The sequence below is a fragment of the Microbulbifer sp. 2205BS26-8 genome (assembly GCF_030731025.1).
Classification (GTDB): domain Bacteria; phylum Pseudomonadota; class Gammaproteobacteria; order Pseudomonadales; family Cellvibrionaceae; genus Microbulbifer; species Microbulbifer spongiae.
The window spans coordinates 35,282-58,413 of record NZ_JAVAMR010000001.1 but is presented as its reverse complement, the minus strand read 5'-3'; the positions used below and the strand labels follow the sequence as shown (position 1 = coordinate 58,413).

At 59.2% G+C, this 23,132-nt stretch carries 17 protein-coding genes; 4 read left to right on the top strand and 13 right to left on the bottom strand.

What is annotated here, in order from left to right; all coding sequences use genetic code 11:
• Nucleotides 1–4: 4 nt before the first annotated feature.
• The 8 genes from hflK to Q5Y71_RS00205 form a co-directional block, all read right to left on the bottom strand.
• Complete coding sequence (gene hflK, locus Q5Y71_RS00240) at nucleotides 5–1,141, bottom strand: FtsH protease activity modulator HflK (protein ID WP_306039090.1); 1,137 nt, start codon at nucleotides 1,139–1,141, stop codon at nucleotides 5–7.
• A gap of 145 nt (nucleotides 1,142–1,286) precedes the next feature.
• Nucleotides 1,287–2,621: a ribosome rescue GTPase HflX gene (hflX, locus tag Q5Y71_RS00235; RefSeq protein WP_306039088.1), complete on the bottom strand. Its 1,335-nt coding sequence runs from the start codon at nucleotides 2,619–2,621 to the stop codon at nucleotides 1,287–1,289.
• A gap of 138 nt (nucleotides 2,622–2,759) precedes the next feature.
• On the bottom strand, nucleotides 2,760–3,044 hold the full coding sequence (gene hfq / locus Q5Y71_RS00230; protein WP_301415873.1) for an RNA chaperone Hfq: 285 nt from the start codon (nucleotides 3,042–3,044) through the stop codon (nucleotides 2,760–2,762).
• Nucleotides 3,045–3,235: 191 nt separating this feature from the next.
• Nucleotides 3,236–4,159 (bottom strand): tRNA (adenosine(37)-N6)-dimethylallyltransferase MiaA, encoded by a 924-nt coding sequence (gene miaA / locus Q5Y71_RS00225; RefSeq protein WP_306039228.1) that lies wholly within the window; start codon nucleotides 4,157–4,159, stop codon nucleotides 3,236–3,238.
• A gap of 70 nt (nucleotides 4,160–4,229) precedes the next feature.
• Nucleotides 4,230–6,107, bottom strand: a complete 1,878-nt coding sequence (gene mutL, locus Q5Y71_RS00220) for a DNA mismatch repair endonuclease MutL (RefSeq protein WP_306039084.1) — start codon at nucleotides 6,105–6,107, stop codon at nucleotides 4,230–4,232.
• A 43-nt stretch (nucleotides 6,108–6,150) separates the two neighbouring features.
• Nucleotides 6,151–7,461 carry an N-acetylmuramoyl-L-alanine amidase gene (locus Q5Y71_RS00215; RefSeq protein WP_306039082.1) on the bottom strand — a complete coding sequence of 437 codons (1,311 nt, stop codon included), beginning with the start codon at nucleotides 7,459–7,461 and terminating at the stop codon, nucleotides 6,151–6,153.
• A 54-nt stretch (nucleotides 7,462–7,515) separates the two neighbouring features.
• Nucleotides 7,516–8,007: a tRNA (adenosine(37)-N6)-threonylcarbamoyltransferase complex ATPase subunit type 1 TsaE gene (tsaE, locus tag Q5Y71_RS00210; RefSeq protein WP_306039080.1), complete on the bottom strand. Its 492-nt coding sequence runs from the start codon at nucleotides 8,005–8,007 to the stop codon at nucleotides 7,516–7,518.
• A 2-nt stretch (nucleotides 8,008–8,009) separates the two neighbouring features.
• Nucleotides 8,010–9,491 (bottom strand): NAD(P)H-hydrate dehydratase, encoded by a 1,482-nt coding sequence (locus tag Q5Y71_RS00205; RefSeq protein WP_306039079.1) that lies wholly within the window; start codon nucleotides 9,489–9,491, stop codon nucleotides 8,010–8,012.
• A 135-nt stretch (nucleotides 9,492–9,626) separates the two neighbouring features.
• Here Q5Y71_RS00205 and queG point away from each other — a divergent pair, with 135 nt between their 5' ends.
• Complete coding sequence (gene queG / locus Q5Y71_RS00200) at nucleotides 9,627–10,730, top strand: tRNA epoxyqueuosine(34) reductase QueG (RefSeq protein ID WP_306039077.1); 1,104 nt, start codon at nucleotides 9,627–9,629, stop codon at nucleotides 10,728–10,730.
• A gap of 24 nt (nucleotides 10,731–10,754) precedes the next feature.
• Here queG and orn read toward each other — a convergent pair whose 3' ends face one another.
• Nucleotides 10,755–11,294 (bottom strand): oligoribonuclease, encoded by a 540-nt coding sequence (gene orn / locus Q5Y71_RS00195; RefSeq protein WP_306039076.1) that lies wholly within the window; start codon nucleotides 11,292–11,294, stop codon nucleotides 10,755–10,757.
• Nucleotides 11,295–11,379: 85 nt separating this feature from the next.
• Between orn and rsgA the strand changes: the two genes are divergently transcribed.
• The 3 genes from rsgA to asd are packed head-to-tail and all read left to right on the top strand — an operon-like array spanning nucleotide 11,380 to nucleotide 14,101.
• On the top strand, nucleotides 11,380–12,414 hold the full coding sequence (gene rsgA / locus Q5Y71_RS00190; protein WP_306039074.1) for a small ribosomal subunit biogenesis GTPase RsgA: 1,035 nt from the start codon (nucleotides 11,380–11,382) through the stop codon (nucleotides 12,412–12,414).
• The gene (locus Q5Y71_RS00185; RefSeq protein ID WP_306039073.1) at nucleotides 12,408–13,205 is read left to right on the top strand and encodes a sulfurtransferase; all 798 of its coding nucleotides are present in this window, start codon (nucleotides 12,408–12,410) and stop codon (nucleotides 13,203–13,205) included. Before rsgA ends, Q5Y71_RS00185 begins: the two co-directional genes overlap by 7 nt.
• A 26-nt stretch (nucleotides 13,206–13,231) precedes the next feature.
• Nucleotides 13,232–14,101 (top strand): archaetidylserine decarboxylase, encoded by an 870-nt coding sequence (asd, locus tag Q5Y71_RS00180; RefSeq protein ID WP_306039071.1) that lies wholly within the window; start codon nucleotides 13,232–13,234, stop codon nucleotides 14,099–14,101.
• Nucleotides 14,102–14,156: 55 nt separating this feature from the next.
• Here asd and Q5Y71_RS00175 read toward each other — a convergent pair whose 3' ends face one another.
• From Q5Y71_RS00175 to gltB, 4 genes are all read right to left on the bottom strand, one after another.
• Nucleotides 14,157–15,503, bottom strand: coding sequence for an HD-GYP domain-containing protein (locus Q5Y71_RS00175; RefSeq protein WP_306039069.1), 1,347 nt, complete (start codon nucleotides 15,501–15,503; stop codon nucleotides 14,157–14,159).
• A 171-nt stretch (nucleotides 15,504–15,674) separates the two neighbouring features.
• Nucleotides 15,675–16,739 carry a uroporphyrinogen decarboxylase gene (hemE, locus tag Q5Y71_RS00170; protein WP_306039226.1) on the bottom strand — a complete coding sequence of 355 codons (1,065 nt, stop codon included), beginning with the start codon at nucleotides 16,737–16,739 and terminating at the stop codon, nucleotides 15,675–15,677.
• 164 nt (nucleotides 16,740–16,903) lie between these two features.
• Nucleotides 16,904–18,322, bottom strand: a complete 1,419-nt coding sequence (locus Q5Y71_RS00165; protein ID WP_306039068.1) for an FAD-dependent oxidoreductase — start codon at nucleotides 18,320–18,322, stop codon at nucleotides 16,904–16,906.
• A 24-nt stretch (nucleotides 18,323–18,346) separates the two neighbouring features.
• The gene (gene gltB, locus Q5Y71_RS00160; protein ID WP_306039066.1) at nucleotides 18,347–22,795 is read right to left on the bottom strand and encodes a glutamate synthase large subunit; all 4,449 of its coding nucleotides are present in this window, start codon (nucleotides 22,793–22,795) and stop codon (nucleotides 18,347–18,349) included.
• Nucleotides 22,796–23,132 lie beyond the last annotated feature (337 nt).

Here is a 23,132-nt window from a genome sequence, read left to right as displayed (position 1 = left end):
CCTCCTAGCGCACAGTCTGGCTGCGGCGACTGTTGGCAGCATCATTGCGCAACCGCTCGACGACGCGCTGGTAGACTTCCTCGACCACAATCGGCGAGGTGTCTTGGCGCTGAGCCGCCGGTGTCGCGCTCTCCTGGGCCAGCTTGTCCAGTGGCAGGTACATGATGTTGTTGCCGCCTTCAACATCCACCATAACCTTGGAAGTACCGGACATCACCTCCTGAACCGCATCCAGATAGAGGCGCTCGCGGGTTACTTCCGGGGCACGCTCATATTCGGTCAGCAATTTTTCGAAGCGTACCGCTTCACCGCGGGCACTCTCCACTACGCGGGCCTTGTAGCCCTCCGCCTCTTCGAGAATGCGCTGAGCCTGACCACGGGCCACCGGGATTACCTGATTGGCGTAAGCCTGCGCTTCGTTCTGCAGACGCACTTCGTCCTCGCGGGCTTTGGTGACGTCGTCAAATGCATCCTGCACCTCACGCGGCGCCTTGGCGTCGGTCAGGTTAACCACATCAATAAGAATGCCGGTCTGGTAGAGATCCAGGTATTCCTGCAGGCGCTGCTGGGTATCGGTAGACACCTGGGTCCGGTTCTGGGAGATCACACCATTCAAGGTCAATGAACCCACCACATGGCGCAGGGCGCTGTCGGTAGCCTCCTGAAGGCTCTTGACCGGATCGCGCACACGCAGCACATAGGACTCCGCGTCACTCACCTGCCACTGCACGGTCAGCACCACCTCAACAATGTTGGCGTCTTCGGTGAGCATTTGCCCAGTGGTGCGCTCGGTGCGCACCTCGGTCATATTCACCTTGGTAACACTGTCGATCAGCGGCGGGTTCCAGTGTAGGCCGGCGGATTCTGTGGTGTGGTATTTACCCAGACGCAGCACCACCGCTGCCTCGTTGGCATTGACCTGATAAATCCCCAGGCCCGCATAAATCAATGCGCCGAGGACAAGGATCAGCATCCAGGGAAAGTTGCCGGTGCCGGTGCCGGGACTGCCGCCGCGGAACAAGCCACCGAGTTTCTGTTGAATCTTGCGAATCAACTCGTCCAGGTCCGGCGGGCCATCGTTCTTGCGGTTACCGCCACCCCAGGGATCTTTGTTATTACCACCCGGCTCATTCCAGGCCATCTAAATTACTCCAACTCTGCTCATTAACGCTTTGACTCCGGCGGATTCTAGCATCCCCGCCGGCAAAATATTGCCGCCAGGACTCAGCTGCAGGCAAGTCTGTCGCAATTGCGATTGCACAACAATGCCCACACCTGCTCAGTAGTCACTCGTGTTCCCTCTGCCCGCTGTCCTCACCTGTATCCACCAGTGGCAGCCAAACGGGGCGCTCACCATTAGATGAAAATGGCGCCAAAAGGCGCTGGAAGTCCCTGCGCGGCAGCAGTAGCTGCAACTCGCAATCACCATTGTCACGATAGACTTCGCCCTGAATGGCGTTGATCTGGTACAGCTGGGCGCGCAATCGGGATTGATGGGGTCTCACTACCAACCGGCCGCGCACCATTTGCGCACCCAGGCGCCGGGCAATCGCCTCAACCAACAGCGTGCAACCCGCACCGGTGGCAGCGGATAACCACACCGCCTGCGGCACACCCTGGTCATCGCAATCCATGCGCGGGGCAAAATCGGTAAATAAATCGATTTTGTTATACACAATCAGCTGTGGCAGATCAGACGCATCGATTTCTTCTAGCACCGTCCGCACCTCTTGCATCAGGTGCAAGCGGTCCCCCGCAGCGGCATCCACGACATGCAGCAACAGGGTTGCATTGGCGGTTTCCTCCAGCGTGGCTCGAAAAGCCTCTACCAGTTTGTGCGGCAGGTGCGAAACAAACCCCACCGTATCCGCCAATACCACGGCGCCGACATTGGGCAATTCAACCCTGCGCATGGTCGGGTCGAGGGTAGCGAACAACTGATTGCGCACATACACACCGGCGTCTGTGAGGCGGTTGAACAAGGTGGACTTGCCGGCGTTGGTGTAACCGACCAGCGATACTGTGGCCACCTCTGCACGGGAACGCGCGCGCCGGCCCTGCTCCCTCTGGCGCCGGACTTTTTCCAGGCGCTTCTCAATGGCGTCGATACGCACACGCAACAGACGGCGGTCGGTTTCCAATTGGGTTTCGCCCGGCCCGCGCAGGCCGATACCACCCTTCTGCCGCTCCAGGTGTGTCCAGCCGCGCACAAGCCTGGTGGCCATATGTCGCAGCTGTGCCAGCTCAACTTGCAGCTTACCCTCATGGGTGCGCGCACGCTGGGCAAATATGTCCAGAATCAGACCGGTGCGATCCAGTACCCGGCATTTCAGTGCACGCTCGATATTGCGCTCTTGGCTGGGTGAAAGGATGTGATCGAAGATCACAAGTTCCGCACCATGTTCCTGCACCGCCCGGCCAATCTCCTCCAGCTTGCCGCGCCCAACAAAGGTTTTCGGGTCCGGTCTGGCACGCTGTCCAAAGATGAAGCTGACGGGATCTGCTCCCGCAGAGAGGGCCAATTCCTCAAACTCACGCGGGTCATCGGGACTGTCGATGGCGGAGAGTTCTAGGTGCACCAGCACAGCCAGTTCACCGGATTCCGGTCGATCGAAAAACAATGGGAATTCTCTGTTGCGAAAACGGGCGCCGGCCCGGCTCCCTATCTGGAAGTGGCAGCCGGTGAGGCCGTGGTGCGCTCACTCAACTGCGGTCGCCCCGATCAAGCGGAGCACAGGTCACTCTAACGCACGGACCACTCAGCTGAAGGATTCGCGCTCACCGCTTTCTGCATTACCTTCACCGCCATGTTGAGCCGCCGGATTCAGCAGCGGTACGCGAACCGCGCGAGATGGAACCACAGTGGAAATTGCATGCTTGTACACCATTTGGCTGACGGTATTTTTGAGTAACACCACGAACTGATCGAAAGATTCAATTTGCCCCTGGAGCTTGATGCCGTTGACCAAATAGATAGAAACCGGGATACGCTCTTTGCGTAATACGTTGAGGTAAGGGTCTTGTAAGCTATGCCCTTTTGACATCTTTTTTCTCCTTGTCAAAAAGCTGAATTCGGTATGCAGGCCACAATCACCCCCGCAAAATGCACGGATCAATGAACGACTGAGGTTGAATACGCGTGTAAGTAGTGTAGTAGCGATCCGGAAAAGGCCGGACTCTGTGAAAACTGACTGAACGGGTCTGTCGTTTATTAGCCCAACCACGTTATGGATGCTCAGGTGAGAAATTTCAAGGCTTCCGCCACGATTTCCTCCCGCGCACGCACCCTGCCCTCAGTATCCTGAGTATACAGAGTCGTCAGCGCCGGCCAGCGCCGCAACCAGGTCAGCTGGCGCTTGGCCAGTTGACGGGTGGCAGCGATACCCGCGGCAATCATTTCATCGTAACTGTAGTGACCCTCCAGGTATTGCCACACTTGGCGGTAGCCCACTGCACGGATCGCCGGCAAGTCCTTGTGCAGGTCGCCGCGCGCGCGCAGCCCCCGCACTTCATCAACAAACCCTGCCTCAAGCATCCGTTTAAAACGCCCTTCGATGCGCCGATGCAACAACGCCCTGTCCCTCGGCATGATCGCCAGCTGCTGCAGCTGGTAGCGCTCCTGCACCCCGCTACTGCGCCGCTCGCGGCGCAGTCGGGACAACGGCACACCGGTGAGGCGGTAGACTTCCAACCCCCGCTCAATACGCGCCGAGTGATTGGGGTGCAATTCCGCCGCCAGTTCCGGGTCGACCCGGACCAGTTCCGCGTGCAGCGCCGGCCAGCCCTCACGCTCTGCGTGCGCCTCAATGTCAGCGCGCACATGCGCATCCGCCCCGGGCAATACTGCCAATCCTTGTAAGAGAGCGCGGAAATACAACATAGTTCCGCCAACCAGTAAAGGGATCTTACCAGCTGCACTGATATCATCCATAGCCTGGAGGGCATCTGCGCGAAAGCGGCCGGCGGAATAGGATTCACTGGGCTCGCAGATATCGATCAGGCGGTGGGGATAACGGGCCAGCTCCCGCGCTGTCGGTTTGGCTGAACCCAAATCCAGGCCGCGGTAGACCAGCGCGGAATCCACACTGACCAGGACCACCGGTAAGCGGTCAGCAATAGCCATGGCCAGATCCGTCTTGCCCGATGCAGTGGGGCCCATCAGGAAAATTGCGCAGGGTTTGTCACCCGAAATGCGCTCGTTCAAATCACCACCTACTTTCCATGCGCAGTTATTGTCCGCGCATAAACCACTTATCCATATCCGCCAGTTTAACCTGGGTCCAAGTGGGGCGGCCGTGATTGCACTGTCCGCTGCGTTCGGTGCGCTCCATACCCCGCAGCAAGGCGTTCATCTCCGGCACCGCCAAGCGGCGGTTGGCGCGCACCGAGCCATGGCAGGCCATGGTGCCAAGAATCTGATTGATTCTTTCGCCTATGCGGTCACTATCCCCCTGCCCTATCAGGTCAGAGAGCACATCCCGCACCAGTTGCTCCACCTCGGCACTGTGCAGCATCGTGGGCACCTGGCGCACCAGTAATGTCTCGGGCCCGGCGCGCTGCAGCACAAAACCGAGGGAAGTAAAGACCCCGCTGCGCCCCTCAAAGCAATCTGCCTCACGCTGGCTTACCGCCAGACTCACTGGCACCAGCAGCGGCTGGGCCTGGATGCCTCCGGCAGCGTAAGCCACTTTCATCTGTTCATAGACGATACGTTCGTGGGCGGCATGCATATCCACCACGATCAAGCCATGGTCGTTCTGCGCTAGCACATAAATCCCGTGCAATTGGGCTATGGCGAACCCCAGTGGCGGCGCCCCCTCCCCGGAAGCCATTTTAGCGCCCATAGGCTGCGGCACCGCTGCAGCTGAGCCGGCGGGATCTCCGCTTGGCTCTGCAACCGCTGCGTGTCCCCGGTACGGCTGGTGCAGGGTACCGTAGACATGCATCTGCTGCTGCAGGTTCCCCGGGGATGGCCGATTGCTCAGCGGCATCTTCTGCTGCCCGGCAAATTCCCCTCCCTGGACACCGGTTACTCGCCCCGTGTCCGCAGCTTCAGCAACCCCGGTCTCGGCACCCTCGGCAGTTTTCTCCCTCTGTCCCGGGCGCGCATCTGCCAAGGCCCGGTGCAAGCTGCCAAACAGGAAGTCGTGCACCAGGCGACTGTCGCGAAAGCGCACCTCATGCTTGGTCGGGTGCACATTGACATCCACCGACGCCGGGTCCAGTTCCAGATAGAGCACAAATGCGGGATGACGACCGTGGTGGAGCACGTCGGCAAAGGCACGGCGCACCGCATGGCTCACCACCTTGTCACGAATGGCGCGACCATTTACGTAGAAAAACTGCAGGTCGGACTGGGACCGGGAGAAGGCCGGCTCAGCCACCCAGCCCCACAGGCGCAGGCCGCTGCGCTCCACCTCGATATGCAGGGCCTTCTGCATAAATGCCGGGCCACAGATCTGGGCTACACGGCGCTCCATCTCCACGCGGTTGCTACCGGCGCGCAGGCTGAGAACGCCCTTGCCATTGTGGCGTAGGCTGATGGAGACATCGAAGCGGGACAGGGCCAGGCGCTTGACGGTCTCGTCGACACGGTTGAATTCCGTCTTCTCAGTGCGCAGAAACTTGCGTCGTGCCGGGGTATTGAAAAACAGGTCGCGCACATCCACCGTGGTGCCGCGCGGATGGGCTGCCGGCGTCAACTGGGCGTGCATCTCGCGGCCTTCGGCGCTCACTTGCCAGCCCTTGCCACACTCATCGCGACTACTGGTCAGGGTCAGGCGTGCCACTGAGGAAATACTGGCCAAAGCTTCGCCACGAAAGCCCAGGGTTGCCACTGCATCCAGATCTTCCAGATCGTGAATTTTTGAGGTGGCATGGCGCGCGAGTGCCAGAGCCAGGTCATCCCGCTCAATCCCTTTGCCGTTATCGCGCACTTTCATACGCTTGATACCGCCTTTCTCCATATCCACATCCAGGCGCGTGGCACCGGCATCGAGACTGTTCTCCAGCAGCTCCTTGATCACCGAGGCAGGCCGCTCCACTACCTCACCGGCGGCAATCTGGTTGGCGAGACGGGGGGATAACTGCTGGATGCGATCGTGCATGATTTCTGGCCTGTTGTTGCTGCCTGACCGGCCCGGCGGGGATTTATCCGGAGGGAATATTCAGAGTCTGCCCCACACGAATCACCGAGGTATTGATACCATTGGCTTTTTTCAGCGCGGCCACCGAGACCTTGTAGCGTGCGGCGATACCCGACAGGGTCTCGCCGCGGACAATCACATGTCGCTGCGATCCTCTATCCCGTTGCGCGGCGAGCCAAGTGTCCGCCGGTGGGTGGCTGTTGAAATGTGCCACTATACCGTCACTGAGTTTTTGTGCCAGCTTGCGTTGAAAGCTGGGATCACGCAGGCGCTTGGCCTCCTGGGGATTGGTGATAAAGCCGGTCTCCACCAAAATAGAGGGGACATCCGGCGAGCGCAGTACGGCAAAGTTGGCCTGTTCCACGCGCTTTTTATGCAGATGGGCCACCTTGCCTAAATGATTCAGTACACTGGCGCCAATATCCAGGCTGGCATTCATGGTGGCGGTCATGGACAGGTCGAGCAATACTCCGGCGAGGGTGTCGTCCTTGTCGCCGAGGCTCAGACTGCCGGCGCCGCCAATCAGGTCCGATTCATTTTCCCGCTGAGCCAGAAAACGCGCGGTTTCACTGGTGGCGCCACGGGTGGATACCGCATACACTCCGGCACCCCGTGCATCCTTGCGGGTGAAGGCGTCCGCATGGATGGAGACAAACAGGTCTGCACGCATCCTGCGGCCAATATTCACCCGCTCGCGGTGGGGGATATAGTAATCACCGGTGCGCACCAGTTTGGCGCTAAAGCCCGGCCTGCGGTTGATCTGCTTATTCAGCTGCTTGGCGATGGCCAGCACTACGTTTTTTTCCCGCAACCTGCCCGGCCCAAGGGCACCGGGGTCCTCACCGCCGTGGCCGGCATCGATGGCGATGACAATATCCCTTTCACCACCGACCTGCTCCAGAGTCTTCACTGTGTTTTTGACGTTATCGTAAAGGTCGATCACCAGGCGGTCTGGCAGTTTTTCATGGCGACGCAGGGCAAAGCTGCGCGGTTTGACCTGGGTTTTCAGGTCCAGTACTACACGCAGGTCTTTGCTATTGTGACGGGCGTGGCGTATCTGGACAATTGGGGTACCCTCCAGATTCAGCCTGTCCAGCTCTGCCAGCAGTTCGGTATCGGCAATATCCACCACTACCCGGTGCGGGGCGCCGAGAGTAAACAGCTTGTGTTCCGCCGGTCCGCTCAAATCAAAAACCAGGCGTGTGTGATCCGGCGCACGCCACAGGCGCACGCCTTTCACTTCCGCCGCCACAACCGGCAGCACCATTGCCAGTGCACACACCGGGGCCATCAGCCATCGCCACCTCAACGCCATTACCTGTCAACCCTCACGACTCATCTGATAGCCACTGCCCTGTACCAATGCCTTTCAATGTTCCCATTGCAATTTGTCCAGCAAAGCCATGACCCGCTCACCCTTTTTGGAGTGAGCGCTCAAATACAGCAGGCGGCCATGCTCCTGCACCCCCAGCTCTACCTGCAGGTCCGGTTCCGGCAGCACACCGGCACCGCGCGCAGGCCACTCCACCAGAGTCAGGCTGTGTGCGACGAAATAATCCCGCACCCCCATAAATTCCAGTTCCTCGGCATCCCCGAGTCGGTAGAGGTCGAAATGATAGATACGCTGGGCGCCCAGCTCATAGGGCTCGACCAGGGTATAAGTGGGGCTTTTCACGGCACCGTTATGGCCAAATGCACGCAACACACCACGGCAAAAGGTGGTTTTCCCGGCACCCAACTGGCCGTTCAGGTACAGGGTCAACCCCTGCTGCAGGCCACTGGCAAGACAGGCCCGGCCCAAGGCTTCGCCGCCGGCCACTGTTCCCGCCTCATTCCCCAGATACACTGTCAGCGCACCCACGATCAATCCACCAACCGGCGAATCCAGGGCAGCAAGTCGGTAGCGAGCAAACCGCGCTGGCCATCCGCAGCGGCGCGATTGCCCGCTTCACCGTGTATCCACACTGCCAGGCGTGCCGCTTCCACAAGCGGCAGATGCTGTCCAATCAACGCTGCAACAATGCCGGTGAGCAGGTCACCCATGCCGCCGGAGGCCATCCCCGGGTTGCCACTGTTGATCAGGTCGACACCGCCACCGTGAGCAATCAGCGTACCGGCTCCTTTTAGTATCACCACGCCACTGAATTTGTGCTGAACAGCCGCGGCCGCCGCACGGAGATCGGCACACACTTCGACGGTATCGCAGCCGAGCAGACGCGCAGCCTCTCCCACATGGGGGGTGAGGACCCAGTCATCCCGCTTGACCCCGGCCAAGACCCGCCCCTGAGCGAGAATGTTCAGAGCATCGGCATCCACCACCAGCGGGCTTCCTGTACGACCGACACGTGCCAGCAGCTGCTCGCTCCAGGGCGAGCGCCCGAGCCCCGGCCCCACCGCAATCACATCGGGACCGATGAGCAGCGGCTCCAGTTCCTGTCCGGAAACCACCGGATGAGCCATCACCTCTGGGCAACGGGTCAGTGCCGCACCCAGGTGCCCCGGGCGCGTTGCAAGGGAAACCAGGCCAGCACCGGCACGTGCCGAAGACTGTGCCGCCATTAATGCTGCGCCGCCAAAACCGCTGTCACCGCCCACAATCAGAATATGACCGAACTGGTTCTTAAAGCTGTCGGCAGGGCGCGGCGGCAAGCGCTTGATACTGGCACTCCCATAACATTGCACCAGTGGTCGCACTGCATCGTATACCGGCTCTGGCACGCCGAGCCCCGCAAAGACCACCTCACCACACAGCGCCGGTCCGCGGCCGCAATACAGGCCCAGCTTGCGGCCAATAAAAGTGACCGTCATATCTGCACAGACCGCCTGCCCTGCACTGCCGGTATCGGCATCGAGCCCGGAGGGAATATCCACGGCGAGCACCGGTCCCCCGCTTTTGCGGATACGCTCTATGACGTGCGCTACCGGGGGCCGCAGTGGGCCGCTGAAGCCGGTGCCGAGCAGGGCGTCCACGCTCAGGGTATCGCCATCGGCACTGCCCATCTGGGTGAGGGCAGTCACTATCCGCACACCCTCTCGGCAGGCATAGTCATGCGCAGCACGGGCATCGCCTTTTAGGCGTTCGGGATTGGTGCAGGCAAAAACGGTGACGGGAATATTCTTCTGCGCGGCCAGAGCTGCAATCACATAGCCATCGCCGCCATTGTTGCCACCGCCACAGTAGACCTGTATGCGACCGATATCCGGCCAACGCGCCAGCAAACGGTCAAACGCAGCGCGACCGGCGCGCTTCATCAACTGGATGGAGGGGATCCCCAGTGCAGCCATCGCCTGCCGGTCGAGTTCCCGAACCGATTCGGCACTGTAGAGAGGTTGAGGCGTATCCATGCGACTCCCGCAATGTGGTCAAAATTTCATCTGTGGCAAAATAGGCGATTACATCGCCGTCACTCGCCCTGACAGCAAAGTATACCGCCCCGGCCAGGCGGTGTGCTTGCACGAGATATCGAGCCATTGCAATTTATGACCGAATCACTGTTCCCTGAACTTGCCAAACTGATCAAACGCTGGGGGCAGGAGCTGGGCTTTCAGCAAATTGGCATCACCGATTGTCAGCTTGAGAAAGACGGCGAACGCCTGCGCGCCTGGATAGACGCTGGCTACCATGGGGATATGGCGTGGATGGGTGCCCACGGGGAAAAGCGCTGGCGCCCGGAGCTATTGGAGACAGGCACGATACGCGTTATCTGCGCCCGCCTCAACTACCTGCCACCGGATACCCGGCCCATTGAGGTGCTCAAGGATTCCAGCAAGGCCTACGTCTCCCGCTATGCCAATGGCCGCGATTACCATAAACTGATTCGCAAGCGCCTGGCTACCCTGGCCAGGAAAGTCGATACTTTCTGCGCCGAACAGGGTATCGAATTCAGAGGACGCGCCTTTACCGACAGCGCCCCGGTACTGGAACGCGCCCTGGCCAGAAAGGCCGGTCTCGGCTGGGTGGGCAAGAACTGCCTGGTTATCAATGCCAAGGCCGGCTCCTTTTTCTTTCTCGGCGAGATCTATACCAACCTGCCACTGCCGGTGGATACCAGCGAAGAGGCCGACCAGTGCGGCGACTGTGTCGCCTGCCTCAAGGTGTGTCCCACCGATGCCTTTATCGGCCCCCGCACGCTGGATGCACGCCGCTGCATTTCCTACCTGACTATTGAAAATGGGGGACCGATACCGGAGACACTCCGAGAACCAATGGGCAACCGGGTATTCGGCTGTGACGATTGCCAGACGATCTGTCCCTGGAACAAGTTCGCCAAGCCCACCGCCGAGCGGGACTTCCACCCGCGTCACGGCCTGGACAACGGCGAACTGCTCAAGCTGTTTGCCTGGACGGAGGCGGAGTTCCTACGCAAGACCGAAGGCTCTCCCATTCGCCGTATCGGTTACGAGCGTTGGCAACGCAATCTGGCGGTGGCCCTGGGCAATGGGGAAGCCAGCGCTGCCGTGTTAGATACTCTAGAAATGGCGCGAAAAACCGCCACATCATTGGTGCTGGAGCATATCGACTGGGCTCTGGTGCGGTTGCGCAGCGGGCGTAAGCGCAGACGTAAAATCAAGCGCATACCCTGATATAACGCACGGTAGCACCCAGGGCTAAAGGCGGAAAAACGTCTCGCGGTAGTGGCGCAGTTCCTGGATGGAATCGCGGATATCGTCGAGGGCCAAGTGGCTGCTGTGCTTTTTTATACCCTCTAGCACATCCGGTCGCCAGCGCCTGGCCAACTCTTTCACCGAGCTGACATCCAAATTGCGATAGTGAAAATAGGATTCCAGCTGCGGCATGTATTTGACCAGGAAGCGGCGATCCTGGCCAATGGAATTACCGCACATGGGCGAGGCGCCCTCCGGCACCCAGTGGCGCAGGAATTCCAGGGTTTCTCGTTCCGCTTCCCGTTCGCAAATCGTCGACGCCTTCACCCGCGCCACCAGACCGGAGCTGCCGTGTTGTTCGGTATTCCAGTCGTCCATGGCCTTCAGCAGTGTATCGCTCTGGTGAAGTACCAGGGCCGGACCCTCAGCGAGAATGTTGAGCCGCGCATCGGTCACAATGGACGCGATCTCAATAATGCGCTCTCTCTCCGGGTCGAGGCCGGTCATCTCCAGATCAATCCAGATCAGGTTGTTCTGATCCACAGGGGTCTCCTCAAACTTTCCGCGCAAGTTACCGCAACTACCCGCCAATAGCTATACTCCGTCGCTGATCTCCAGGTACCAGTGCATGAGTAAACGCAAATTGAGCCGGCGCCAGCAGTGGCGAATTGCCAAGGCCCAACAGGAGCGCGAGGCGCGCGCGCGCAAACGCGGGCAGTCCGTGGAGCAAGCCCTGGAACATGACGGGTTGGGACGGGAACAAACCGGCCTGGTGATTGCCAATTACGGCACCCAGATCCTGGTGGAGAGTGAGAGTATCCCGTCCCTGCGCCAGCGCTGCCACCTGCGCGCCAACATTGACACCCCGGTCACCGGAGATCACGTTGCCTGGCGCCCGGCCAATAGCGGTAGCGGCTGTGGCGTTGTCGGCGCGCGCTTGCCACGCATATCAGAATTACAGCGCCCGGATCGCTACGGCGACCTGAAAACCATAGCCGCCAACATCAATCGCATTGTCATTGTGATAGCGCCCTATCCCGAGCCCTACGCCAATGCCATCGACCGCTATCTGGTCGCTGCAGAAACCACCGGTATTGCTCCCGTTCTGCTTCTAAACAAGATCGACCTGATCGACGACAGCAACCACGAGACTCTGGAAGCACTGCTGGCACCCTATCCCGACCTGGGTTACCCGGTGCTGAAACTCTCCACCAAAACCGGCCAAGGCCTGCCCCGGTTACTGAAAACCCTGGCTCAAGGCAGCAGTGTGTTTGTGGGCCAGTCTGGCGTTGGGAAGTCGTCACTGGTGAATGCACTGATGCCAGGCGCCGGCGCACACACTGGCATTCTCTCAGAAGCCACCCGCAAGGGCACCCACACCACCACCGCAGCGGAACTGTTTCACCTGCCCAGTGGCGGCGATCTGATAGACTCCCCCGGTATTCGCGAGTTTGGTCTCTGGCATCTGGAAGAAGCTGCTTTATTGGAGGGGTTCGTTGAGTTCCGTCCCTTTATCGGCCACTGCCGCTTTCGCGATTGCCGCCACCAGGCAGAGCCCGGCTGCGCTATCCGCGCCGCACTGGTCAATGGAGATATTAGCGAGCGCCGAATGAACAGTTTTCTGCACCTGCGCAACAGCCTGGCATCGGAGAATAAATGTTGAACCTGATTATGGAGGCGGAAGACCTCGTCGCCAGACTGGAACACGAGACGCTGCTGGTCATCGATCTCAGCTCTCCACAGAACTACCTGAGCGGCCATATTCCCGGTGCCCAGCATCTGTCATTTCAGGCCCTGATGTCCGGCACACCGCCAGCACCGGGCAAACTGCCGGATCTGGACCAGCTGACCCGAGTGTTTCGCGGCATTGGTCTGCGCCCGGAACTGCCTGTGGTGGCCTGCGATGACGAGGGCGGTGGCTGGGCCGGGCGCTTCCTGTGGACCCTGGAGGTAATCGGGCACCGCAACTTCAGTTATTTGAACGGTGGCATGCGCGCCTGGCGCGGGGCCGACCTGCCCCTCTCCACAGAAAAGCCACAGATCACACCCAGTGAAATCGATCTCTTGATCGACACCGCCGCGATCATGGATGCCCGACAGATTCAGGCACAACTGGGCAACCCGGACTTCCTCGTGTGGGATGCACGTTCGCCGCAGGAATACCGTGGCGAGCGGGTCCTGGCCATGAAAGGCGGGCATATTCCCGGCGCCATCAACTGCGAGTGGACCCAGCTCATGGATCCCCAACGCGATCTGCGTATCCGTGCCGATGCGCGGGCGTTTCTCGCAAAGCTGGGGATCGATCAAAACCACACGATCGTTACCCACTGCCAGAGCCACCACCGTTCCGGTTTTACCTGGCTGGTAGGCAAATCCCTTGGCCTGGATATCCGTGCCTACCCCGGCTCCTGGAACGAGTGGGGCAATTTGCCCGATACCCCGGTAGAAACATAAGCATCACTGAGAACCCTTGTCATTCTATGCATCCAAAACTCTTTGCCACACTGCAGTACCTGACCCCGCAGCACGCCCTGTCCCGCGCTGCCGGCTGGCTGGCGAACACACAAATCAAATTGATCAAAGACCCCTTTACCCGCTGGTTCGTGGAAAAGTACGGTGTCAATATGCAGGAGGCGAAGGAAACCGATTGCACCGCCTATCGCACCTTTAACGATTTCTTCACCCGCGCATTGAAAGAAGACGCACGCCCTATTGTCACTGGCGAACACAGTCTCGCCTGCCCGGCAGATGGCGCCATCAGCCAGCTGGGCAGTATTCACAATGGCCGCATATTTCAAGCCAAGGGACACGATTACAGCCTGCTGGAATTGGTGGGTGGGAACCCGGAGCTGGCGACACACTTTAACGGCGGCCATTTCGCTACGGTTTACCTGTCGCCCAAGGATTATCACCGGGTGCATATGCCGGTTGCCGGCACCCTGCGCAGCGTGACCTATGTGCCCGGCCAGCTGTTCTCCGTCAACACAGTGACCGCAGAAAACGTGCCGCGCCTGTTTGCCCGCAATGAGCGCCTGGTGTGTCTATTCGATACGGCTGCCGGCCCCATGGCCATGATCCTGGTGGGTGCCATGATCGTCGCCGGCATTGAAACCGTATGGGCGGGCCAGGTAACTCCGCACAGGCACGATGTTTGCACCACCCACTATCTCGACAATGCACCAATCCACCTGGAAAAAGGCGAGGAGATGGGGCGCTTTAAACTGGGTTCGACCGTCATCATGCTGTTCGGCGCAGACCGGGTGCGCTGGCTCGACACTCTGAAAGCAGAGTCTCTGGTGCGCATGGGTGCGCATTTCGGCAACCTTGCCGCTGACAACAACCGGGCTTGATAGATGGGGAGGTTATGGTTGCCCATATTGCTTCCACAAGCTGTAAAAGGCCCCGCTAGTTTGCCAGATGTGAGATCAGTCGGGACAGCTGCCCGCGGCCCTTGAACAGGTAATAGTCCCGCACTGCAGCGACATCCACCTCGGGATAAGCACCGGGCTCAATATCCCGCAAAATACGGTTTTTTTTCTGAGCACCCATTTTACCCCGCTCAATCAGCTTCTCTGCGCGGTCTTCGGCGGCGGCCAGATCAAACAGTCTCGGCTTGCTCAGCTGACGCTTTTGCCCATCCAGAACAATCATCACCTTGGGCCTGAGGCGCCGACCGTAGTTTTGCTCCACCACCACACCAACCTCTCCAGAGGAAAGCTCCACCTGGGTGCCGGTGGGATAGAGTCCGATCGCCTGGATAAACTCGACCACCAGCTGCTCCTGATAGGTGACGCCACGCAAATCGTAAAGTTGCGCCACGGCGCGGGACGGTGCTATGGGCTGGCTGGCGCCGCGCGGGTTAGTGGCCTCATCGTAGAAGGTCACGATCCCGCACAGGCGCGACAGTACCGGGATTTTGTCACCGCGCAAGCCAGCGGGGTAGCCGCTGCCATCGTGGCGCTCGCAATGACACTGCACAACACGGATCACCTCGGGATCTAGTTGCGCATCTGTGGCCAACAATTGCACACTGTGCTGAACAAAGTTTCTGTACGCCAGTTCACTGCGGGGATCCCTGTGTCGCATCTGCAGTATTTCTCTGGCGATAGACAACTTGCCCACGTCCTTGAGCAGCGTGGCCACCCCCAGCCTTAGCAGCGCCTGGCGCGAGAGGCCGATATGGCGGCCAAACACTACCGCCCAGATACTGGCGCGCACCGAGTGACTGTAGGTGTATTCATCCCTATGCCGCACCCGCGCCAGCCAGGTGAAAGCATCCAGGCTGCGCAACACGCTCTCGACCAGGTCTTCCACCACCCGGTTTACCTGCCTCAGCGGTAGTGGACGATTGCTGGCCACCAGCGCCATCACTTCTCCCATAGCCTGCAGTATCTGCCCGTGCAGCTTGCGCGCATTGCCAGCCTCACGCCGGGCCGGTTGCGGCGGTGGGTAGGTACCGTGCGCAACAGTCACAGGGCGACAGGGGGTGACGACATGGGAAGCGGCCCGGTTCTGCCTGTCGCAACTGACATCTAGGAGACGGCAAAGAGCGATGCCGGCACTGCCCACGGTCTTGTGCACATCTACATAGACATAGCGACAGTGTTTTTGCAGTTGGCGAATTTCCTCCAGATCGCGGATATAAAAGCCCTGCAGTGCAAAAGGCGTCCGGACCCAGGGCCTGTCGAGCCTGGAAACAAACATGCCGCGCTGGAGGGCACCAACGGAAATTTTTGCCTGTTCGATTGCCACTTGAGGGAGTGCCGACCACTGTGAAAATTGCCTGTAACGCGCCCAGAGGAACCGTCAGGTGCAATAACCGGGACCCCCTGGGCAAGCGTCTCTTTATATCATGGAGAGATATTGACGAGCACCCGTCCAAACTGAGACTGCCTTCACAGACTCAGACACTGGTTGCCACCGTTAGGTATGGTATTTTGCCGACAGCGTTACCACCGCCTCGATCATGGCGCCGGCGTGATCCGGATCAATTTTCGGGGTAATACCGTGACCGAGATTGAAAACATGTCCGCTGCCGTGACCAAACGCCTCCAGGATGAGCGCGACTTCCCGGCGGATACGCTCGGACCCGGCGAAGAGGACAGATGGATCCAGGTTGCCCTGTAGGGCCACCCGGCCACCCACACGGGCACGGGCACTACCGATATCCGTGGTCCAATCGAGGCCCAGGGCCTCTGCACCAGTTTCTGCCATCGCCTCCAACCACTGGCCACCACCCTTGGTAAACAGGATGGCGGGCACGCGACGTCCCCCGGCCTCCTTGATCAGGCCGCGCAGGATACGCGCCATATAGCGCAGGGAAAACTCCCGATAGGCACTGTGGCTCAAGGCCCCACCCCAAGTATCAAAGAGTTGCACTGCCTGGGCACCAGCGCGAATCTGCGCATTCAGATAATCGGTCACCGAGTCCGCCAGTACGGCTAACAACTGGTGCATCAGCTCAGGGCGTTTGTAAAGCATTTCCTTGCAACGGGCAAAATCCCTGCTGGAGCCGCCCTCGATCATATAAGTGGCCAGGGTCCAGGGACTGCCGGAGAAGCCGATCAGCGGTACACGCCCGTTCAGTTCGCGGCGAATGGTGCACACGGCGTTTATCACATAGTCCAGGTCACGCTCGCTGTTCACTACTTCCAGGTTCTCGATATCCGCAGCACTGCGTAGGGGTTTGTGAAATTTGGGCCCTTCGCCCTCGGCAAAATGGAGGCCGAGGCCCATGGCATCGGGAATAGTGAGGATATCGGAGAACAGGATCGCCGCATCCAGAGGGTAGCGCTCCAGCGGCTGCAAGGTCACTTCGCAGGCCAGCTCGGTGTTGCGACACAGGTCCATAAAACTACCGGCTTCGGCACGACTGGCGCGGTACTCCGGCAGATATCGGCCCGCCTGGCGCATCATCCACACCGGTGTTCGATCCACAGGTAGGCGCAGCAGGGCGCGGAGGAAACGGTCATTTTTCAATTGGGGCAATTTGGTATCAGACATAGGCACACTGAGAGGGTTAAAAGAGCGGCCATTGTACCGGGGGCGGTGTCACGATAAACAGGGGGACAGCACTTAAGCGGAGTGCTGCCTGGAACGGGTGGAAAATGACGATAGTGTACGGACAGCCCCCTGCGAACAGCTGGGGCCGCTCAGATACCCAGGTAGTCGAGAATACCCTCGCCGGCCTGGCGTCCCTCCCAAATGGCGGTCACTACCAGATCGGAACCACGGACCATATCGCCGCCGGCAAAAACCTTCTCGTTGGCCGTCTGGAATTTGTATTTCTGATCTTCTGGCGCAATAACACCCCCCCAATCCGCCAACTCGATATCGTACTTGGCAAACCACTCCGCAGGGCTCGGACGAAAACCAAAAGCCACCAGAACAATATCCGCCGGAACCACTTCCTCGGAATCGGTCACCACCCGGGGTCGGCGGCGGCCATTCTCATCGGCTTCACCCAATTCGGTAGTCACCATCCTGACCCCGAAGACCTTGCCTTCTCCGACGATCTCCACCGGCTGGCGATTGAACAGGAACTGCACCCCCTCCTCCCCGGCATTGGCTACCTCGCGGCGGGAGCCGGGCATATTCTCCTTATCACGACGGTAGACACAGGTCACACTCTTGGCGCCCAGGCGAATGGCACTGCGGTTGCAGTCCATGGCGGTATCGCCACCACCCAGCACTATCACGCGCTTGCCCTCCACTGCTATGAATTCCGCCGGGTCTTTCTCCCAGCCCATACTGCGGTTCACATTGGCCACCAAAAACGGCAGGGCATCGTGCACGCCGGACAAATCCTCACCGGGGAAACCGCCTTTCATATAGCTGTAGGTGCCCATGCCCAAGAAAACCGCATCGTAGTCATTGAGCAGCTGGCCGAAGCGGATATCCCTGCCCACCTCGGTGTTGAGGCAGAACTCCACGCCCATTGCCTCAAAAACCGCGCGACGCTTCTGCATCACGGACTTTTCCAGCTTGAACTCCGGAATACCGAAGGTGATCAGGCCGCCGATCTCCGGGTACTTGTCGAACACCACCGGCTGTACGCCGTTGCGGACCAGAATATCGGCACAGCCCAGTCCGGCGGGGCCGGCGCCAACGATCGCCACCTTTTTGCCGCTCTCTTTCACATGGCTCAGGTCCGGGCGCCAGCCCAGGGCAAAGGCCGTGTCGGTAATATATTTTTCCGCATTGCCGATGGTCACAGCACCAAAACCATCGTTAAGGGTACAGGCGCCCTCGCACAGGCGATCCTGTGGGCACACGCGGCCACAGACTTCCGGTAAGGTATTGGTCTCGTGGCAGAGTTCTGCCGCTTCGATCACATTTCCCTCGCTGATCAGTTGCAACCAGTTGGGGATATAGTTGTGCACCGGGCACTTCCATTCGCAATAGGGATTGCCGCAGTCCAGGCAGCGGTGCGCCTGACTCGCCACCTGGCGTTTACTGAAAGGCTGGTAGATCTCCACAAACTCATTGGTGCGGGTGATGATATCTTTCTTCGGTGGATCAATACGCGCCACATCGATAAACTGGAAATCGTTGTTCAGCCTGCCTCTCATACTGTCTTCCTGTCTGTTTCCGCTTTATTCGCCGCGCTTGCGCACGTCAGAAAGAAGATCCGCAAGACTTGCCGCCTTGGGTTTCACCAACCAGAAATGGCTCAGGTGTTCGTCAAAGTTTTCCAACAACTCCATACCCCAGGCACTGCCGGTCTCTGCGGTGCTCTCCTCAATCACTGCACGCAAGTGGCTCTGGTGCGGCTCCAGGATCTCGCTACTGATGCGGCGCAACTCAATCAGCTCATGGTTGCAGCGGTCGAAGAAATCCCGCTCCAGATCCAATACATAGGCAAATCCACCGGTCATGCCGGCGCCGAAGTTGTAGCCGGTGCGTCCCAGTACCGCGACCATACCGCCGGTCATATATTCACAGCAGTGGTCACCCGCACCTTCCACTACAGCAAAGGCACCGGAATTGCGCACGGCAAAGCGCTCGCCGGCGCGGCCCGCGGCAAACAGTTTGCCGCCGGTGGCACCGTACAGGCAGGTGTTGCCCACAATGCTGGTTTCCCGAGAGTCAAAGACGCTGCCTTCGGGCGGGCGGATCACCAGTTTACCGCCAGCCATACCTTTACCCACGTAATCGTTGGCATCCCCCTCCAGATACATTTCCAGTCCGCCAGCATTCCAAACGCCGAACGACTGCCCGGCGACCCCCTTGAGATGCAGTTTGATCGGTGCTTCCACCATGCCCTGGTTGCCATAGCGCTTGGCGATCTCACCGGACAGGCGCGCGCCCAGGGAACGGTCGCAGTTGGTCACCGCGTACCTGAACGCACCCCCGTCCAGATTTTCTATCGCGGGCAGGATTTCCGCCACCATACGCTCGGCCAGCTCGCCCTTGTCCCAGGGCAGATTCCTGGCGGACTGGCAAGTTTGCGGTTTGCTGGCGAGGTGTGCATCGGTGTGCAGCAGCGGCGACAGGTCGAGCTTGCTCTGTTTGTCGGTTTCCCCGTCCAATACACGCAGCAGGTCTACGCGACCGACCAACGCCTCCAGGCTGCGCACACCGAGCTGTGCCATCCACTCACGGGTTTCTTCGGCAACGAAGCGAAAGAAGTTCATGGCCATTTCGGCAGTACCGATATAGTGCTCATCGCGCAAGCTCTTGCGCTGGGTGGCAATACCAGTGGCACAGTTATTCAAATGGCAGATACGCAGGTATTTACAGCCGATGGCCACCATGGGCGCGGTACCAAAACCAAAACTTTCAGCGCCAAGAATGGCCGCCTTGATCACATCGAGACCCGTCTTCAGGCCACCATCGGTCTGTACCCGCACCTTGCCGCGCAAATCATTGGCGCGCAGGGTCTGATGGGTTTCCGCCAGCCCCAACTCCCAGGGTGAGCCTGCGTAGCGGATAGAGGTGATGGGGCTGGCGGCGGTACCGCCATCGTAGCCGGAGATGGTGATCAGGTCCGCATAGGCCTTGGCCACCCCGGCGGCGATAGTGCCAACGCCGGGACGCGAAACCAGTTTCACCGATACCAGTGCATCGGGATTGACCTGTTTCAGATCAAAGATCAGCTGGGCCAGATCCTCGATGGAATAGATATCGTGGTGCGGTGGCGGTGAGATCAGGGTTACGCCGGGGACCGAATAGCGCAGACGCGCGATCAGTTCGTTCACCTTTCCGCCCGGCAGCTGTCCGCCCTCGCCGGGTTTCGCCCCCTGGGCCACCTTGATTTGTAACACTTCCGCATTTACCAAATAGTGCGGCGTCACTCCAAAACGGCCGGAGGCAATCTGTTTAATCTTGGAAACCTTGTCGGTACCGAAACGGGCCGGGTCTTCACCGCCCTCTCCACTGTTGGAGCGACCTCCCAGGCGGTTCATCGCCTGGGCCAAGGATTCGTGGGCCTCTGGTGATAGCGCACCCAAGGACATGGCCGCGGTGTCGAACCGACGTACGATCTGTGCAACAGACTCCACTTCCTGCAAAGGTATTGGATCAATAGACTCTTTGAAACCAAGCATATCCCGCAAGGTCGCCACCGGACGCCGATTCACCAATGCCGTGTAATCACGCCAGGCAGCGTAATCACCGCTACTGGCAGCGCGGCGCAGGGCAGTCACCACATCCGGGTTGAAGGTGTGATACTCCTGACCGTGGACATAGTTGTGTAGCCCGCCGGGAGAGACCGGCTTGCGCGCCTTCCAGGCGATATCTGCGCGGGAGGCCATATCCGCCTCCAATTCGGCAAAACCGGCACCTTCTATGCGGGTGGGCGCACCGGGAAAACACAAATCCACAACGTCCTTGGAAAGTCCCACCAGTTCAAACAACAGGGCACCGCGGTAGGAAGCCACCGTGGAAATCCCCATTTTCGACAGGATCTTCAACAATCCCTTGATTACGCCGTTGCGATAATTTTTCTGCGCTTCGGCGGCATCCAGCAGCAGTTCACCAGTATCGATCAAATGATTGATAATGCTGTAGGAAAAATAGGGATGTACGGCAGTGGCACCAACGCCCACCAGGCAGGCAAGCTGGTGGGCATCCCGCGCACTGGCAGTATCCACCACAATATTGGAATCACAGCGCAGGCCCGCATGAACCAGGTGGTGGTGTATGGCACCGGTTGCGAGCAGTGCGTCGATAGGCAGAAGGCCCTGACAGATATCCCGGTCGGAGAGCACCACGATCACGGTGCCGGCACGAACCGAGACCTCGACTCGGGCGCACAATTTCTCGATGGCGGTTTTCAGGTTCAGTTCCGCCGGATCGTAATTCAGGTCGAAAATTTGCGCATCGAAACCGGGGCGATCCAGCGATAACAATGCGGTGTATTTCATATGGGACAGGACTGGGGAGGACAGGATCACCCGGTCGGCGTGTTCCGGTGTTTCCTCGAACACGGACTTCTCGCGACCCAAACAGGTCTCCAGAGACATTACCACCGTCTCCCGCAAGGGGTCTATGGGCGGGTTGGTCACCTGGGCAAACTGCTGGCGGAAGTAGTCGTAAAGAGCGCGATTGTGGCGGGATAAAACCGCCATCGGGGTGTCATCCCCCATGGAGCCCACCGCTTCCTGGCCGGCTTCCGCCATGGGGCGCACCACCTTGTCGCGCTCTTCCAGGGAGGAACTGAACAGCTTCTGGTAGACCTTGAACTGCTGATGGGAGAAATTATTGTCCACCGGTGCGGTAACCAGGGTGGAGCGAATACGCCGCGCTTTTTCCTTTAGCCAGCGTTTGTACGGCTGGGCCCGCTTGAGCATGTTGTCGATATCAGTGGTATGGTACAGCTTGCCCTCCAGGGTATCCACGGAGAGCATCTGCCCAGGCCCCAGGCGGCCCTTGGCCACCACGTCCTCCGCTGCATAGCCGTAAACACCCACCTCAGAGGCCACAGTGATGATGTCATCTTTGGTGATCACCCACCGCGACGGGCGTAGACCGTTGCGATCGAGGGTACAAACGGCATGGCGGCCATCGGTCATCACCAGACCGGCAGGGCCATCCCACGGCTCCATATGCATGGAGATATATTCATAGAAAGCGCGCAAGTCCGCATCCATGCCCTCGACATTCTGCCAGGCGGGCGGCACCAGCATACGCACGGCTCGGTGCAGTTCCATGCCGCCAGCAAGCAGCATCTCCAACATATTGTCCAGGCTGGAAGAGTCGGAGCCCTCGCGATTAACCAGCGGTACCAGTTCACCTAATTCCGGAATCAGATCGGTGACAAACTTATTGCTGCGTGCCACAGACCAGTTGCGGTTGCCGGTGATGGTGTTGATCTCGCCATTGTGCGCCAGCAGGCGGAACGGCTGGGCCAGGGGCCAGCGCGGCATGGTATTGGTGGAAAAGCGCTGGTGAAAGACACAGATGGCAGATTGCAAACTGGAGTTGGCCAATTCCGGGAAAAATGCAGGCAGGTCTGCAGGGATCATCAGACCCTTGTAAGAGAGCACACTGGTAGAGAGACTGGCGATATATACCGCGTTGCCCAGTCGCTTTTCCGCTTTGCGCCGCGCAACATAGAGACGTGCATTAAACCACGCCTGCCCCAGTGGCTCCTCGGCATCATTGACCAGCAGTTGCTCAAAGCGCGGCTGGCTATCACGGGCAATGGGACCCAGGCATTCAGGATTGGTGGGCACAGAGCGCCAACCGACAATACGCAGGCCCTGCGCTTCCAGCGTACCCTGCAAAATTTGTCGGGCGGCCTGGGCCTCGCGCTCATCGAGGGGCAGCATCACCGAACCCACCGCATAAGTATCGGTCAGTTCGGCACCAAAAAGAGCGCGGGCCTCACCGCGTAGAAAGGCATCCGGTTTTTGCAGCAGCAGTCCGCAGCCATCGCCGGTTTTGCCATCGGCGGCAATACCTCCCCGGTGGGTCATACAGGTGAGGGATTGGATGGCTGTTTGCACTAATTGATGACTCGCCAAACCATGCAAATGCGCAATCAGGCCAAAGCCGCAGTTGTCTTTGAACTCGTCCAACTGATACAAACTGCTACCCATAGAACTCCTCGTTACTATCGATTGCGGGACCACAGGCAGGGACAACTCCAGACCTGACATGGGCTAAAACTGCACTTGAATTGCGCACGCTCTCCTGCAATTCCCAGAAGATCCCGAGATAAAAAAAGCCCTCTGCTGGGGCTTTCTTTTTTCTTCTTTTTGGCGGTTTTTCCACCCAACCATTCTTCGTGGGGGCGCGCAATAGTACTTCTATGTCACTGTATTTTCAATATTTTGCAGATTATTAATCTGCCAAGTTAAATTAAGCCAGATTTATCTCCTTCTGCGATCATTTGCCGTTATTCACTTCTCACACTGCAGGCCATATCCGGAGAAT